General features: G+C 66.9%; 5 protein-coding genes. All 5 read left to right on the top strand.

What is annotated here, in order from left to right; translation table 11 throughout:
• Positions 1–93 precede the first annotated feature (93 nt).
• The 5 genes from U5775_RS29915 (at position 94) to U5775_RS29895 (ending at position 17,034) form a co-directional block, all read left to right on the top strand.
• Positions 94–10,014 carry a non-ribosomal peptide synthetase/type I polyketide synthase gene (locus U5775_RS29915; protein WP_322061734.1) on the top strand — a complete coding sequence of 3,307 codons (9,921 nt, stop codon included), beginning with the start codon at positions 94–96 and terminating at the stop codon, positions 10,012–10,014.
• Between the two features lie 3 nt (positions 10,015–10,017).
• On the top strand, positions 10,018–12,372 hold the full coding sequence (locus U5775_RS29910) for a condensation domain-containing protein (RefSeq protein ID WP_322061733.1): 2,355 nt from the start codon (positions 10,018–10,020) through the stop codon (positions 12,370–12,372).
• Between the two features lie 18 nt (positions 12,373–12,390).
• Complete coding sequence (locus U5775_RS29905) at positions 12,391–13,545, top strand: SGNH/GDSL hydrolase family protein (protein WP_322061732.1); 1,155 nt, start codon at positions 12,391–12,393, stop codon at positions 13,543–13,545.
• Positions 13,546–13,789: 244 nt separating this feature from the next.
• Entirely contained in the window at positions 13,790–15,754 is a 1,965-nt protein-coding gene (locus U5775_RS29900) for a hydrolase (RefSeq protein ID WP_322061731.1), read from the top strand.
• Positions 15,637–17,034: an oligosaccharide flippase family protein gene (locus U5775_RS29895; RefSeq protein WP_322061730.1), complete on the top strand. Its 1,398-nt coding sequence runs from the start codon at positions 15,637–15,639 to the stop codon at positions 17,032–17,034. Before U5775_RS29900 ends, U5775_RS29895 begins: the two co-directional genes overlap by 118 nt.
• Positions 17,035–17,059 lie beyond the last annotated feature (25 nt).

The raw sequence follows: 17,059 nt of genomic DNA, 5'->3' as shown, positions 1-17,059 counted from the left end.
AGGCCTTCATCAAAGTCACTGGGGGATCAGCAAATGTCGCACAGAGAGGGATTTTCAGGCGTTTTGCCAGGCGGGACCGATCATGAGCCTGGCGTGGCAGCACGCTTCGATGCCGTATCTGCCGAATTCGGCACTCATCTTGCTGTGATTGACACCACGGGTGAGGAGCGCTACGCCGATCTGGGCGAACGTGCCGCCCGCATCGCAACCGTCCTGAGCGACATGGGACTGGCACCGGGCGAGCGCTGCGCGATCATGGTGCCGCGCAGCCGCGACACGCTGGCCTTGATGCTGGCGATCCTGCGTCTGGGCGCCGTCTACGTGCCGCTCGATCCGGCCTATCCGCGCGCGCAGCTCGAATTCATCGTTGCCGATTGCGCGCCGCGCCTCATCATCGCCGAAGGCGCCGCCCTCGCGAGCGCCGGCGAGTTCAATGACGCGCTGGTCGATCTGGCGGCGGTCATGGCATCGGCCGAAGTGGCCGATGCCGCGCCGCTCCACGCTGCGCGCAGCGACGATCCCGCCTACATCATGTACACCTCGGGCTCGACCGGTAAGCCCAAGGGCGTGATCGTCCCGCACCGCGCGATCGTGCGCCTCGTGCAGCACCAGACCTTCACCGAGCTTTCGCCGCAGACGCGCTTCCTCAACCTCGCGCCGCTCGCCTTCGATGCGAGCACGCTGGAGATCTGGGGCCCGCTGCTGAACGGCGGCTGCGCCGCGATCATCAACGAAGTCCAGCCTTCGCTCGACACGATCGCGGCCGAAATGGCGCGACTCGGCGTCACGAGCGCCTGGTTCACGGCCGGCCTCTTCAATGCGCTCGCCGACTATCGGCTCGAAGCCTTTCATCCGCTCAAGGAAGTGCTCACGGGCGGCGACGTGCTCTCGCCGGTCCATGTCCACAAGGTCATGGAGGCGCACCCCGGGCTGCAGATCATCAATGGCTACGGTCCGACCGAGAACACGACCTTCACCTGCTGCTATCGCATTCCGCGCGGCGGCGAGGCGCTGGCGCACGGCGACGCGATACCCATCGGCGACGCCATCGCGGGCACGCGCGTCTACATCGTGGACGAGAAGCTCGTTCCCGTTGGCGACGGCGAAGTCGGCGAGCTCGTGGCGGGCGGCGACGGCGTGGCGCTCGGCTACCTCAATCGCCCCGAGCTGACCGCGGAGAAGTTCGTCGACGACGTCTTCACGCCCGGCGCCAGGCTCTACCGCACCGGCGACCTGGTGCGCCGCCGCCCGGACGGCGCCATCGATTTCCTCGGCCGCAACGATCGGCAGATCAAGATCGCCGGCAAGCGCATCGAGCTCGATGAAATCGAGCACGCGCTGCGCGTGGCGCCCGGCGTCGCCGATGCGGCCGTGGCCGCCTTCGAGGGCCGCAGGGGCAAGGCCATCGCCGGTTTCGTGAAAGCCGATGCGGCCGATGCCGCCTCCTTCGTCGATACGCTACGCACGTATCTCAAGGCCGCGCTGCCCGATTACATGATGCCCTCGGAGCTGCGCGTCCTGCCCGACTTTCCGCTGACGCCCAATGGCAAGATCGATCGCAAAGCGCTGCTTGCCGGGCTCGATACGGCCGCCGCGGCAGCGGCCGAACCCGAACCGGTGAACGACGATATCGCCGGAAAGCTCGCGGCCGTGTTCGAAGGGCTGCTTGGGAGTCCTGTCGATCGCCGCGCGAACTTCTTCGACCTCGGACTGCGCTCACTCGATCTGATGCGCGCGCATGCCATCATCGCCCGCGACGTGTCCGCGCGAGTCGCGCTGGTGGATCTGTTCCGCCATCCCAATGTCGAGACGCTGGCCGAGCATCTGCACGCCGCGCTCGGGACGCAAGGCAACGGTGCGATCCAGCGCCGCCAGGATGCGCAAAGCGGTGCCATCGCCGTGATCGGCATGTCGGGACGTTTTCCGGGCGCACGCAACGTCGGCGAACTCTGGGCCAACATCCTCGCGGGCCGCGACTGCGTCACGCATTTCGACGTGGCCGAGCTCGAAGACAGCTTCGACGACGGCTCGCGCCGCGAAGAACGCTATGTGAAAGCGCGGCCGATCATCACGGACGTCGACCGCTTCGATGCGGGCTTTTTCGGCATGCTCGCGCGCGAAGCGGCGCTGACCGATCCGCAGCAGCGCCTGTTCCTGCAGATCGCGTGGGAGGCGTTCGAAGACGCCGGATACGATCCGGCCGCCATCGCCGGTGCCGTCGGGGTGTTCGCCGGCACCTCGATGAACACCTACTTCCTCAAGCACATCCTGTCCGATCGCGCGGTCATCGACGAGTTCACGAGCCAGTTCCAGATCGGCGAGTATCAAAAGCTCGTTGGGGCCGGCGATTTCGTCGCTACCCGCACGGCCTACAAGCTCGGCCTCACGGGTCCGGCCATCTCGGTGCAAACGGCCTGCTCGACCTCGATGACCGCCATCGGCCTCGCCGTGGAGAACCTTCGCGCGGGGCGCTGCGACATGGCGCTGGCCGGCGGCGTATCGATCACCTTCCCGCAGAAGCGCGGCTACTTCTATGAGGAAGGCGGGATGGGCGCGCCCGATGGCGTGTGCCGCCCGTTCGATGCCGAGGCCAAGGGCACGGTGTTCGGCAGCGGCGCCGGCGTGGTCCTGCTCAAGCGCCTCGAAGACGCCATTGCCGACGAGGACCCGATTTACGCCGTGATCCGCGGCGTGGGCATGAACAACGACGGCGCCGACAAGGTCGGCTTCACGGCGCCCAGCGTCGATGCACAGGCCCGCGCCATCGCCATCGCGCACGCCGAGGCCGGCATCGATCCCACTTCCGTGGGCTATGTCGAAGCGCATGGCACGGCGACGCCGCTCGGCGACCCCATCGAATTCGCGGGCCTCGTGCAGGCGTTCCGACTGGGCGGCGTCGAAGGCGGTCAGTTCTGCGCGCTCGGCTCGGCGAAGGCCAACGTGGGGCACCTCGATGCGGCCGCCGGCGTGACGGGTTTCATCACGGCGTCGCTCGCGCTGCGCGACCGTGTCCTGCCGCCGCTCACGCATTTCCGCTCGCCGAACCCCGGCATCGACCTCGCGAACAGTCCGTTCTTCTTCAACGTGGCCACGCGTGCCTGGGCCGAAGGCCCGACGCCGCGCCGCGCCGGCGTGAGCTCCTTCGGCGTGGGCGGCACGAACGTCCACGTGTTGCTCGAAGAAGCGCCTGGCCTCTCGCGCGCCGCTGCCTGCGAGCCGCAAGAGCGGCCGCAAATCCTGCCGCTTTCGGCAAGGAGCGCGGCGGCGCTCGAACGCGCGAAGCATAACCTCGCGCAGCATCTGCAAGCCCATCCCGGCCTCCCGCTCGCCGACGTGGCCGCGACGCTCCAGACCGGTCGCCGCGCGTTCGCGCACCGGGCCGTGGTTGTCGCCGACAGCCTCGATCAGGCCCAGTCGAAGCTCGGCAAAGGCGCGATCGAAGCCCAGGCGCCGCAGGCCGCGCCTCCGGTCGTCTTCATGTTCCCGGGCCAGGGCGCGCAGTATCCGGGCATGGGCGCGGCGCTCTATCGCACCGAGCCCGTTTATCGCCAATGGATCGACAAGGGCGCCGAGACGCTGGCCCCGCATCTCGGGCTCGACATCCGCACCCTGCTGCTCAGCGAGGCCCCGGAAGGCGACGACACCCCGCATCCGATCCGCTCGACGATCTACGCCCAGCCGGCGCTATTCCTCGTCGAATACGCGCTCGCGCAGTTGTGGATCTCGCGCGGCATCCAGCCGGCGGCCATGATCGGCCATAGCGTCGGCGAGCTGGTCGCGGCCTGCGTGGCCGAGGCGATCTCGTTCGATGACGCGCTCTCGCTGATCGCCAAACGCGGCGCGCTCATGCAGTCGGCCGAGCCGGGCGCAATGCTGGTGGTGCGTCTCCGCGAAGCCGAGCTCGCGTCCCTGCTGCCCGACGACGTCGATCTGGCCGCCATCAACGCGCCGTCGCTCAGCGTCGTGGCCGGTCCCTTCGCGGCCATCGAGGCTTTCGAAGCCACGCTGAAGGCGCGCGACATCGAGCATCGGCGCCTGCATACCTCGCATGCGTTCCACTCGCGCATGATGTCCGGCGTCGTCGAAGACCTCGCCAAGGTGGCGGACAGCCTCGCTTTCACGTGCCCGAAGATCCCGTACGTGTCCTCGGTCACCGGGCAGTGGGCGGCAACGGATCAGCCGGTGACGGGACGTTACTGGGCCAGCCATTGCCGCGACGTGGTGCGCTTCAGCGACGCGCTCGCCACGGTGACGGCGCAAAGCAAGCCCGTTCTGCTCGAAATCGGCCCTGGCCGCACGCTCTCGACCTTTGTCATGCAGGGCTTGCCCAAGGACCGCCATGCGGGCGCGATTGCGTCGCTGCCCGACTTCGCCATGCGCGAGCGCGAGCTTCCCGTGCTCGCCGAGGCAACCGGGCGGCTGTGGCTCAGCGGCGTCACGCCGGACTGGCAAACCGTCCAGGCCGAAGGCGCCCGCCGCGTTTCGCTGCCGACTTATCCCTTCGAGCCGGAACGGCACTGGATCGACGCCCCGGCAACCGCATCCTCATCACGCCAGCCGACGACGGATACCGCCACGATTGCCGCCGCAGTCGCCGCCCCCGTCTCGTCCGAAGCCACCACTTCCATCCCTCAGACCGCCATGGCCCAAACCGTCCAAATCGACCGCAAACCGCGTCTCATCGCCGAACTCGCGTCCCTTCTCGCCGAGATGTCCGGCGAAGCGCCGGATACGTCCAATCCGGATGTGACCTTCTGGGACCTCGGCTACGACTCACTGTTCATGGGCCAGGTCTCGCGGCAGCTACGCCGCCGCTACGACGTCACGATCAGCTTCCGGCAGATCATGAGCGACTATCCGACGCTGCCCGCGCTGGCCGGCTTCCTCGATGGCGCACTGCCGCCCGATCCGGAGCAGCCCGCCGCGCCGGCCGCCGCTGAAGCCGCGCCGGTTGCGGTTCAAGCGTCAACCGCGCCTGTCGCGACCGCGCAAGCCATCGTTGCGTCAGGCGCCGCTCCTGTCGTGGCCATCGCTCCGGTCACGGGCGACATCCAGGCCGTGATCCGCGACCAGATCGCCGCGATGCAATCGCTGATGGCGCGTCAGCTCGATGTGCTTCAAGGCACGCCGCTGGCCGTTCAGGCGCCTGCCGCCGTAGTCCAGGCCGCTCCCGCGCTGGCCGCGCCAAGCGCAGCGCCGATTCCGGCCGCCGTGCCCGCGCCAGCCGCCGCCCCCACGCGCGCCGCCGGTCCCGAGATCAAGTTCGAAGAAAACCGCCCGACGCGCTTCACCGCGTATAAGCCCGGCGCAACGAACTCGGCGCAGATGACCGAGGTGCAGAAGACCTTCATCGCCGATCTGGCCGCCCGCTATTCGGCGCGCACGCCCACCTCCAAGGCGCGCACGCAGTCCTATCGCGCCGTGCTCGCCGATCCGCGCACCGCGAGCGGCTTCCGCGAGGAATGGAAGGAACTCGTCTATCCCGTCGTCGCCCAGCGCTCCAAGGGCTCCCGCATCTGGGACATCGACGGCAACGAATACATCGACCTCGTCAACGGCTACGGTCAGACCGCGTTCGGCCATACGCCCGACTTCGTGGTGGCCGCGGTCAACGCGCAACTCGAGGAAGGCTTCGCCATCGGGCCGCAGTCCCCGCTCGCGGGCGAGGTCGCCCAGCTGTTCGCCGAGATGACGGGGCACGAGCGCGTCACCTTCTGCAACACCGGCTCGGAAGCCGTGATGGCGGCGATGCGCCTCGCGCGCACCGTGACCGGCAAGGAGAAGGTCGTCTGCTTCGACGGCGACTATCACGGCCAGTTCGACGAAGTGCTCGTCAAGCCGGGCAGCGAGGCGGGCCAGCCGCGCGCGTTCCCGCTCGCGCCAGGAATCCCGCAGAGCTCCGTGGGCAACATGGTCGTGCTGCCTTACGCGCGGTCCGAAAGCCTCGAATGGATCAAGGCCAACATCGACGATATCGCCGCGGTCCTGATCGAGCCCGTGCAGTCGCGCCACCCCAATCTGCGCCCGAAGGAATTCGTGCAGCAATTGCGCGATGTGACGGCCGCCAATGAATCGGCGCTCATCGTCGACGAGGTCGTGACGGGCTTCCGCGTCCATCCGGCCGGCATGCAAGGCTACTGGGGCATCAAGGGCGACATGGCGACCTACGGCAAGGTGGTCGGCGGCGGCCTGCCCGTGGGCGTGCTCGCGGGCAGCGCCCAGTACATGGACGCGCTCGACGGCGGCCAGTGGCAATTCGGCGACGCCTCGGTGCCCGAAGTCCCGCCGACCTTCTTCGCGGGCACCTTCGTGCGCCATCCCGTGGTGCTGGCCGCAATGAAGGCCGTGCTGCTGCACCTCAAGGAGGCCGGCCCGGCGCTCCAGGAATCGCTCGGCGCGCGCATGAACGGCCTCGTGCAACGCATCAACGGCTATCTGGAGAAAGTCGGCATCGCCGCGCGCGCGGAATCGTTCTCGAGCTGGTTCTATGTGAGCTTCGCGAGCGAGGACCGCCTCGGCAGCCTGTTCTATCCGTACATGCGCTACCTCGGCGTGCACATCATGGAAGGCTTCCCCTGCTTCCTGACGACGAGCCATTCGGACGAGGACATCCGCAAGATCGGCGACGCCTTCATCGAAAGCATCGACGCGCTCCAGCGCGCCGGCATTCTCGCGGGCACGAACGAAGCGCCCGCGATCGCCGCAAGCGCCAAGCCGCTCCCGCTCACGCAGGCCGCGCTCACCGAGCCGCAGAAAGAAATCTGGATGTCGGCCCAACTGGGCCACGAAGCCTCGCTCGTGTTCAACGAGTCGTTCACGCTCGAACTCATCGGCGAGCTGAACGAGGCCGCGTTCGAGCGCGCCTTCGCCGCGACGATCGCCCGCCACGATGCGCTGCACGCGTGGTTCTCACGCGTCGGCGACACGATGTTCGCGGACCCGGCGGCGAGCGTCCCGCTGCAAAAGATCGACCTCTCCGATAGCGCCGATGCGGCCGCCGAGCTCAAGACCATCGTCGATGCGGAAGCGCGCGCGGTCTTCGACCTCACGCGTGCGCCGCTCGTGCGCGCCGGGCTCGTGCGCCTCGAAAGCCAGAAGTGGGCCTTCGTGTTCACGGCCCATCACATCGTCTGCGACGGCTGGTCGATCAACATCATCCTGCGCGATCTGGCGGCCCTCTACCGCGCCGAAGTGTCGGGCCAGCCGGCCGAGCTCGACGACGTGCAAAGCTTCCTCGCCTTCTCCCAGGCACAGGACGCCGCCGGCGTCGACCAGGAAACGCGCGAGTTCTGGATGAACCTCCATCGCAATCCGGCACCGCAGCCCGACTTGCCCGGCGACCGTCCGCGCCCGGAACTCAAGAGCTTCAACGGCGCCTCGACCACGCGCCACGTGAGCGCCGATCTGCTCAAGCAGGTGAAGGCCGCTTCGTCGAAGCAAGGCTGCTCGCTGTTCGCCACGCTGTTCGGCGCGGCCCAGGTGCTGTTCGGCCGTCTGTCCGGCAACGACGACGTCGTGATCGCCGCGCCGATGGCGGGCCAGTCGCAGGCCGGCGAAGCGCTGCTCGTCGGGCACTGCGTCAACTTCCTGCCGCTGCGCGTGAAGTTCGACCGCGAGCAGCCGTTCGCCGCGCACATGAAGGCGGTGCGCGATCACCTCTACGACGCCGGCGACCGCCAGAACTACACCTACGGCGCGCTGGTGCGCGACCTCGGCATCAAGCGCGATTTCAACCGGCTGCCGCTCACCGACCTGCAGTTCAACCTCGAAAAGGTCGACGGCGATCTCGACATGGCCGGCGTGATCACGCACTTCGCGCCCAACGCGAAGGCCTATAGCAACTTCGACATGTTCCTGAACGTGATCGAATCGGCACAAGGCCTGCGTCTCGATTGCGACTTCAACACCGACGTCTACGACGAATCGACGATCCAGCGCTGGCTCGGCCACTACGAGACCCTGCTGACGGCGATCGCCCGCGATCCCGAAACGGCGATCGCCGCGCTGCCGCTGCTCAACGAGCACGAGATCCATCATCTTCGCGACGAGCTGAACGCCACGCGCCGCGACTGGGACCTCTCGCAGACGGCCCCGGCGATGATCGCCGCGCAGGCCCGCCAGACGCCCGACACGACGGCCGTGTCGGACGAGACGACGAGCTTCGCCTACGGCGAGCTCGATGCGCTCGCGAACCAGATCGCCCGCCTGCTCGTGGCGGCAGGCATCGCGCCGCGCGGACGCGTCGCCATCGCGATGGACCGCGGCGCGCTGACCGTGGCCGCCATGATCGGCGTGTGGCGCGCGGGCTGCGCCTACGTGCCGCTCGACATGACGATGCCGCCTGCGCGCCTGCGTCAGATCCTCGATGGCGCCGACATCGCCGCCGTCCTCAGCGACGAGGTCAGCCGCATGGTGCTCGATGCGGGCGGACATCGCGTGCTGAAGCTGGAGGCGCTGCTCGACGAACGCAACGACGAGACCGTCGCGTTGCCCGCCGTCTCGCATGCGGATTCGGCCTACGTGATCTTCACGTCGGGCTCGACGGGCCAGCCCAAGGGCGTCGAGATTTCCCATCGCGCGCTCAGCAACTTCCTGTTGTCGATGGCGCAGGCGCCGGGCTTGACGGCACGGGACAGCATCGTTGCGGTCACAACTTTCTCGTTCGATATTTCGGGTCTCGAACTGTTCTTGCCGCTCATCGTCGGCGCACAGACCTTCATCGCGGGCCACGAGGAAGTGCGTACCGGCTACGAGCTCGTGACGCGGCTCAAGGAAGAGGACGCGACCGTTCTCCAGGCCACGCCGTCGCTCTGGCGCATGCTGCTGGAGGCGGGCTTCAGGCCGTCGAAGGGTTTCAAGGCGCTTTGCGGCGGTGAGCCGTTGCCGCGCGATCTCGCCGACGATCTGCTGGCGACGGGCGCCGAGGTGTGGAATCTCTATGGCCCGACCGAGACCACGATCTGGTCCTCGGCTTCGCGTGTCGTCGCGAACGGGCCGGTGGTGATCGGCGCGCCGCTCGCGAATACGGACCTCCATGTGCTGACCGACGACCTGCATCTCGCCCCGCAAGGCGTGAGCGGCGAACTGTGGATCGGCGGCGAAGGCCTCGCAAAGGGCTATTTCAACCGCCCCGACCTCACCGATGCCGCGTTCCGCTCGATCGCCATCGAAGGCGCCGCGCCGCGCCGCCTCTATCGCACCGGCGATCTCGCGAAGCGTCTTGCCGATGGCTCGCTCCAGCATCTCGGCCGCCGCGACCAGCAGATCAAACTGCGCGGCTTCCGCATCGAGATCGAGGAGATCGAGGCCGTCCTGCGCAAGGCGCCCGGTGTGGCTGCAGCCGCTGTCGCGCTGCATACCGTCGGCGACAGTCCGCGCCTCGTGGGCTATATCGTCGGCACGGGCGCCGGAAAACCCGACCAGGGCGCGGTCGCGACGCAGGTTGCCGCGCAATTGCCGGGCTACATGGTGCCGACTCTATGGATGACGCTCGACGCGCTGCCCCAGACCAGCAACGGCAAGCTTGACCGCAAGGCCCTGCCCGTGCCGAGCGCGGACATGGTGGCCGCGCCGGTACGCCAGCCGCATGCCGCGCTCAAGGTGGTGCCGCCGGCCCCGGTGCCGACCGAACCCGCTGCGAGCGAGCCGGAAGCGATCGAACCCGCGCCGGTCGAAGCAGCGACGATCGCAGCCGCGCCGCTCGAGCCCGCAACCCTGACGCCGACGCAGGCCAGCATCGCGGCCATCTGGGGCGAAGTGCTCGGCCTCCAGCACGTCGGCATCGACCAGCAGTTCTTCAGCCTCGGCGCGGATAGCCTCCAGCTGTTCCGCATCGTCGCGCGCATGAACGAGCGCGGGCTCGGCGTGGATGCGCGTCAGCTCATGAAGAACGTCACGATCGCCGAGCTGGCTGCGAGCCTCGACGGCACGCAGGAGAACGAACTGATGGAGGCCAATGCCGCGGCCCGCCCATCGATCCTCAACTTCAAGCGCCGCCGCGCGGAGGGACTCTGAGCGATGAACGGGATAGCGTTGAGTATCGCCCCGACTCACGAGATCGAAGCCGGCTACGCCCTGTTCCCGGCGACCGCCTGCCAGGTGCGGTTCTGGCATGAACAGAAGGCGTCGCCGAAGGCCTCCGCGCTGAACATCGCCTTCCGGCTGCAGTTATCAGGGCCGCTCGCCGCCGCGAGCATCGAACAGGTGCTCGGCGAGCTGATAGCACGGCACGAGATCTTGCGTACCGGCTTCCTGATGACGGGTGCGGGGCTGCGCCAGCAGGTGTGGAGCCGCGCGCCCTTCCGGCTCGACGTGGTCGATCTCGCCGGGATGGACGAAAAGGCCGCGCTTGCCGAGGCCGAGCGTGTGGGCAGGCAGCAGGCGCATACGCCTTTCGACTTGTCGGCGCCGTCTTTCTTCCGGGCCGTGTGGTTGCCCAGGTCGGCCACCCAGGGCGAATTGCAGCTCACGTTCCATTCGCTCGTCATGGACGGCTGGTCCTTCGCGATCCTCGTGCGCGAGCTCGTGGAAGGACTGGCCGCGCTCCATGCGGGCCACGAGCCGGAATTCCCCGATGTCGACCTGCACCATGGCGACTACGCGCTGTGGAAGGAAGAGTTCCTTTCCAGCGGCGCGATCGATCGTGCGCGCGCGCACTGGCGCCAGGAGCTTCAGGATTTCAGCCGCTTCGACGTTCCCGGCGATCGCCCACGGATGCAGGAGCGGCGCTTCCAGGGCGTCATCCGCTCGATCCTGCTGCCCGACGTGCTGAGCGAGCGTCTGATCGCGGCCGCCAAGGCCCAAGGCGTGACGCTCTTCAGCGTGGCGGCCGCGGGACTCGCGATGACGCTGCAGCCGGTGGCCGGCCAAGCCCGCGTGGTCATGGGCACGCAGATGTCGGTGCGCGATCAGCAGGAACTCGAAGGCGTGATCGGGCCGCTCATCAACACGGTGATCCTTCGCCTCGACGTTCCCGAAGGCAGCACGCTGGCCTCGGTCACGGCGCAGTGCGGGGCCAAGCTCAGCGACGCCATCGAGCATCTGCACCTGCCGTTCGAAGAGATGATGGAGATCGCGGGCGAGGTTGCCGACACGAATCGCCCGCCGCTCTGCTCGGTCAATTTCGCCTTGCAGAAAAGCTTCGTCGGCATGGACGACGAAGTGCGCCGCCAGGATTTCGCCGCGACGACCTCGCCCTCCTTCAACGCGGGCGCGCTCTACGACCTCAACTTCTTCATGGTGCGGCGCCCGGAAGGCTGGCGCATCTCCTGTGAAGGCGACACCGATCTCTACGACATCGAGACGATCGACCGGTATCTGGCCAACTGGCGCGAGGTGCTGGAAACCGTGGAGATCGTCGCGCAACGGGCGCCGGCGCCTGCTGCTCGCAGTGCTTCCGGTCATGCGCGCACTGAGACGGCGAGCGTTATCCCGGGTGTCGGCGTCAGCGGCTTCATGAGTCAGGCCGAGCTGGAGGAGAAAGCGCGCAATATCGTGCGGTTCAACGAGAACGCGCCGGGAACGCCCATCATCGCGCTCAACAACACGGCCGTGCTCTATGGACTGGCCCAGCAGATCGGCTCCGACCGGCCCCTCATCGACATCCCCATGGTGCCGGAAGGCACCCCGCGCGAGTTCCCGCTGCGCGCGTTCCAGGACGTCGCCGCGGATGCCGTGCGGCTGATCCGGATGGCGCGCCCCAAAGGCCCCTATATCCTCATGGGGCACTGCGTGCTGGGCGCACTGTCACTGGAAGCGGCGCATCAGTTGCGGCGCGAGGGCGAAACGGTCGAGCTCGTCGTCCTCAACGATTCGTGGTGCCCCGGCTATCGCGAGATGATGCCCTGGTACGATCGGCAGCTACGCAAGCTCCAGGTGCGTGCCGACAACATCCCGCGCGACTTCCGCAAGGCCATGCGCGGCGAGCTTTCCATGGTCGCCTTCCTCAACCAGTACCGGATCGTGCGCGCGCTCGGCATCGCCAGTCTTGCCCTCAAGCTCGGCCTCATCAGCGGCAATGCTTCGGAGCACCTGGTATCTGAGAATCGCTGGTACATCGAGTATCTGCTGGACCAGCAGGCGCGCTATCGTCCGGCGCCCTATGACGGCGAGGTGCAGATCTTCCGCAGCGACCAGGCGCTCAAGGGGCGGCTGTTCGCCTGGGATCTGGGATGGCAATCGGTGGTCACGGGCAAGCTCGTTGTCACCCCGGTTCCGGGCATGCACGACGAGATCTTCCGCGCGGCGGGCGCGGCCGTCATCGGCCAGCAACTGCGGGAGCGCCTCGCCGGAGTCCAGACCCGTGCGGCAACCGCAGCGGTTGCTGGCGAGCAGGAGATTCCCGCCGCACGCCTGAGCCGCGCCAAGGCTTGAGCATGGGGTAGCGCGGCGATGCCCCGTTTCGGCAAGACCTTACTTGCGGGGCTTTGCGCCGCGCTGGCCGTTGCCGGCCTGACTTTAACGAAACTGGCCATGCGTCAGTTGTTCGGCCGCCCGGCTGCCGTCATGGCTGCCGGGCTGGCGGCCCCGCAGGGCACGATACGGCTCGCCGTGCTCGGGGATTCCGGCAGCCAGTCCTACCATGACACGCTGCTGTTGAGCGACCCAGGCGAGCGCGGCGGCCCCTGGCGCGCGACCACGTGGCAGTGGACCGAGGTGCTGGCCCGGCTGCGCGGCGATCAGATCGACCTCGGCGCATGGGGCGCGTGGGGCACCGGCAAGCGACGCGCCTGGCTCGACGAAGCCATGGGCTCGCTCGCCCGCACGCCGCCCAAGGACGATTACCGCTACAACTTCGCCATCAGCGGCGCCACCTGCAACCAGGTGATGGGCCGTTCGCAGCGCCAGGCGATTCGTCTCGTCGACTTGATGGACACCGAGCCAGAGGCCTGGCGAGGCGGCGTCGTGCTGATCCGGATCGGTATCAACGACGTTGGTGCGCACGACGTGCTCGACGAACTGTCCCGCGATCCGCATACAAAGCGGCCCACGGCCCTGATCGACGCCTGCATCGATTCAATCGGCCAGGCGGTCGCGCTGATCCGCAAGCATCACCCCGATACCTGGGTCGTACTCGTAGGCGTGCTCAGCAACGCCGATTGGTCGGTCGAGTTCGAGAACTGGCAATCGGGCCCGGCGATCGCGAATATCGACGCCGCCATGGATCGTTTCGACAATGGCCTGCGCAAGCTGGCCGCAGCCGATCGCCATGTCTACTTTCTTGACGATCGCGCCTGGTTCCGGAGCCTGTGGGGCACGCGTGATGGCCAGGGGCGTCCGCTTTACAAAACCGTGCGCCTGTCGCCCGGCTGGGCGATCACCAATACATCGGGCGACGCCCCGCACAACGCCGTCGTTGCCGACGGCCATGCCGGCGTGGTCTGGAATACGCTTTGGGCGCAGCACCTTGTCGCTTCCCTGAACACCGCATTCGGATTGCCTCTCAAGCCAATCACCGATGACGAGGTCATCGGCTTTCTGCAGCCGAGTTTTGCTGCGAGTGCCCGCTCGGCGTCGCCCTTACCGGCCGCCCTGGCGAAAAACTGACCTCGCTGAAAAGGACCGCCGATCCCGGATCGGGGTAGGCAAATACCCTGTCCTGCGTACGCCCTCGCACAAACATGCCATCGTTCATTGTTCACAATGAGCCGCAGGGTCATTGCGGGCGCGCGCCATCGGCACGCCTGCACCTGGACCTGGACCGATATATAGAGCCCTGCGCCGCGAAGAACAGGCCGCATATAGGGACGGAGAATCAAAACACGGCCTGATTGCCGAGAGGATGACCTTCGTGAAGTCTCTCCCCCGGGTACTGCAAGAAACGCAGAGCGCCCTGCTTTGCGTCGATGCGTTCGATACGCTGCTCCTTCGCAAACCCGTATCGCTGGACCAGCGCCTGCTGAAAGCGGCGAAGCTGTTCTGCGAACGTCTCGGGCTGTCCCCGACCGAACTCGACCCTTATGCGCTCGCGCAGCGCCGGCGCCAGATCGAGCGGATCGCTTACCGCGCGCGCGACGTCGCGGCACGTGGGGAAGTCCGCCTCGAAAGCATCGCCTTCAGCCTGCTGGAGCTCGTCCATATCGACACCGCCTACGTGCCGCAATGGATCGCGTGCGAACTCGCGGTGGAACGCGAATGCCTCGTGCCCAATCTGCCGTTGATACGCACGCTCGCAGAGCTCCAGGCAAAGGGCATGCCGCTGCGCGTCGTGAGCGATACGCCTTTGTCCGGCGATGCTCTGCGGCAACTGATCATTGCGGTCTGTCCGACCGGGCTTCACTGGGACGAAGTCCATACGAGCGCCGACCTGCAGCTCACGAAACGCGACGGAACGATCTTCGCCGCGGTATCTGACGAGGCCGGAGTTCCGCTGTCCCGCATCGCGCACGTCGGCGACGACCTCCTCGCGGACTGGACCATGCCGCGCCAGTGCGGGATGACCGCCATCCGCGTCCCGCGTTCGCGTCTACACACCGCCATGCTGCGCGCCAACGCCGTACTCGCGCGAGAACGGTTGCAGTGGAACCATTGGCGGCAGCGCCAGGCGCAGAAACTGGCGACGCGCGGCGGCTCAGGCACCGTGGTCGACGCGCTCGGACCCGAGATCCTCGGCCCCGTGTTCGCCGAATACTGCCGCAAACTGCACGTCTATCTCGAACAGGCCGCAGCCATCGAAGGCCCCGTGGTCGCCCTCTTCTGTGCGCGCGGCGGACTCGGGCTCAAGAAGCTCTACGAGCTCTATGCCGCACAGTTTCCCGTGCGCGGCGACATCAGCGTCGAACCGCTGATGATCTCGCGGCTCGTGGCGGCAAGAGACGCGCTCGTGTACGGCGGCGACGGCGTAGTCGGCGAACTCGAATATGCGTTCGACGTGCGCGACGTGGCGGGGCTCGCACGCGCGCTCGCCGGCACAGACGTGGCACCCGAAGGCAACTACGCAACCGTGCGGGCGTTCATCGACGCATTGCGCAGCGGACGCGAAGCCAGGCTGTACGAACAAATCGAGGAACAGGCCAGGCGATTCCGCGAAACGTGGCACACGCTCACGGAAGGCAAGAAAAGCGTCGTGCTGTGCGATACCGGCCTCTATGGCACCACCTTCAAGATGCTCATGCAGGGCAACCTCGTACACGAGGCCCACTGCGTTCAACTCGCACGCTGCGACTACAAGCGTCTTGGACGCGAGCATTTTCGCGCCGTCACCGGGCTGTTGACGGAGCGTAACGGCTACAAGCCAGGCGACTCCATCTCGTCGATCCTCGCGTTCTGGCATCTGATCGAAAGCCTCGTCGAGCCCGATCTCGAAAGCGTGCGCCGCTTCGACCGGCGCGCTGACGGGCGCCTCGTCTCCAACCTCGAAACCGAAGGCTGGCAGCAGCAGCTCGTGCGCATGCCGCATCCGAAGTTCGAGGAAGTCGCCCAATACATCGCGCGGAACGCGAAGCGCACGACGGCCGACGCCTCGCTTTGCGCCTATGAAATGGCGGCCAAAAGCCTGGAACGCGCGATCATGTTTCCGGATCCGGAACTGGTCAACCGGCTCGCCGGTCGGGAGCGGTCGGTCGATTTCGGCCGCGACGTCACGGTTTCGATCGCCGGCCGCACCTACGAGCAATGCAGCTTGTGGACACGGCTTTCGTGCGCGAAGCAGGCGCTCTGGCCAGGCGGAGCAGCGGTGCGCGCATTCCCCCACTCGCATCGGCTCGTGCAGACGACGTTCAAACTCGGATACACGGTGAAATCATGGATCCGCTGAAGTCCTCGCTCGCCAAGGCGGAACTGGCCGCGGTGTACATCGCCTATGTGCTGCGCTACATCTACCCGCTCCTGCTCCTGCCGTTCTATGGCCGGGCGCTGGGGCCGGCCGGCTATGGCATCGTGCTGGCCGGCATGTCGCTGTCGAATACGATCTGGCGCTTCGTGAGCTTCGGATTCCCAACTGTTGGCGGCCGCGATACGGTCCACGCGAACAGCGACGCCGAACGCGCGGCGATTCTGTCGAGCCACATGACGGGCCGGCTGCTGCTGTGCATCCCGACCGCGCTGTTCGGGCTCGGCGCCGTCGCGCTTTCGCCCGCGCTTTCGGCCTACCCGATGCTCGGCGCCATCACGGTGCTGCTCGGCCTGCTCTCCTCGTTCAACCTGGGCTGGTATTACATGAGCACCGGGCGGGCCAAAAAAAGCGTCCTGATCGAGGTGGTCGGATTCATCACCTCGCTCGCGCTGATCTTCTCGTTCGTCCATCACCCATCCGACCTTTCGCGAGTGTTCCCGCTCCTGCTGATCTCGGCGCTCACTCAAACGGTCATCGCCTATGGCTTGATCCGGCGAGAGTTCTCCGGGTGGTTTTCCTCGATCCGCGCCGGCATCGATTTGATCCAGCGCTCGAAGGTCATTTTCATTTACACCGGCACGTCGGTGCTGTTGATCAGCGCCTCGACCTATGTGCTGTCCGTGTTCGCGCCCGCCACCGAGGTCAGCGCATTCGGCGTGGCCGAGCGCCTCGTCGCCGCCGGTCTCAGCCTGATGGGCCCGGCGTCCCAGGTGCTCATGCCGAAGGTCATCTATCTGGTCGGCGTGGATCCGGCGAAAGCCAACCAGCTCACACGCCGGATATTGGGCTTTTTCCTTTTTGGCTCGCTCGCCGCCATCGCCGTGACGATGCTGCTTGCAGACTGGGCCATGCCGCTCGTGTTCGGCAAGGATTTTCAGCACGCCATTCCTGTGCTCAAGGTATTCGTGTTCGTCTTGCCCCTGAGTGTCGTCAACCAGGCGCTCGGCCTTTATTTCCTGATTCCCCGCAATCGCGAGAGCCTGCTCGCCCGCGCCGGTATAGCGAGCGCGATCATCAATATCCTCGTCGCGATTCCGCTCGCCAGTCATTGGGGGGCGATGGGCATGGTCGCCGCGCGCCTGATAGGTGAGCTAACCATTTTGACGACCCTGCTCTACTGCATGATTCGCTCCGGCATGATCGGGGAGCTCTTTGCGACCCGCGATAGCGTTCTTGCTCTGCGCCCTAGCGAAGAAGGGTGATGCCAGTATGCTTGACGGGCTGGGG

Origin of the sequence: Paraburkholderia sp. J63 (assembly GCF_905220245.1) — a bacterium.
Lineage (GTDB): Bacteria > Pseudomonadota > Gammaproteobacteria > Burkholderiales > Burkholderiaceae > Paraburkholderia.
The sequence above is the reverse complement of the archived record's forward strand: the minus strand, read 5'-3'. Positions and strand labels throughout refer to the sequence as shown.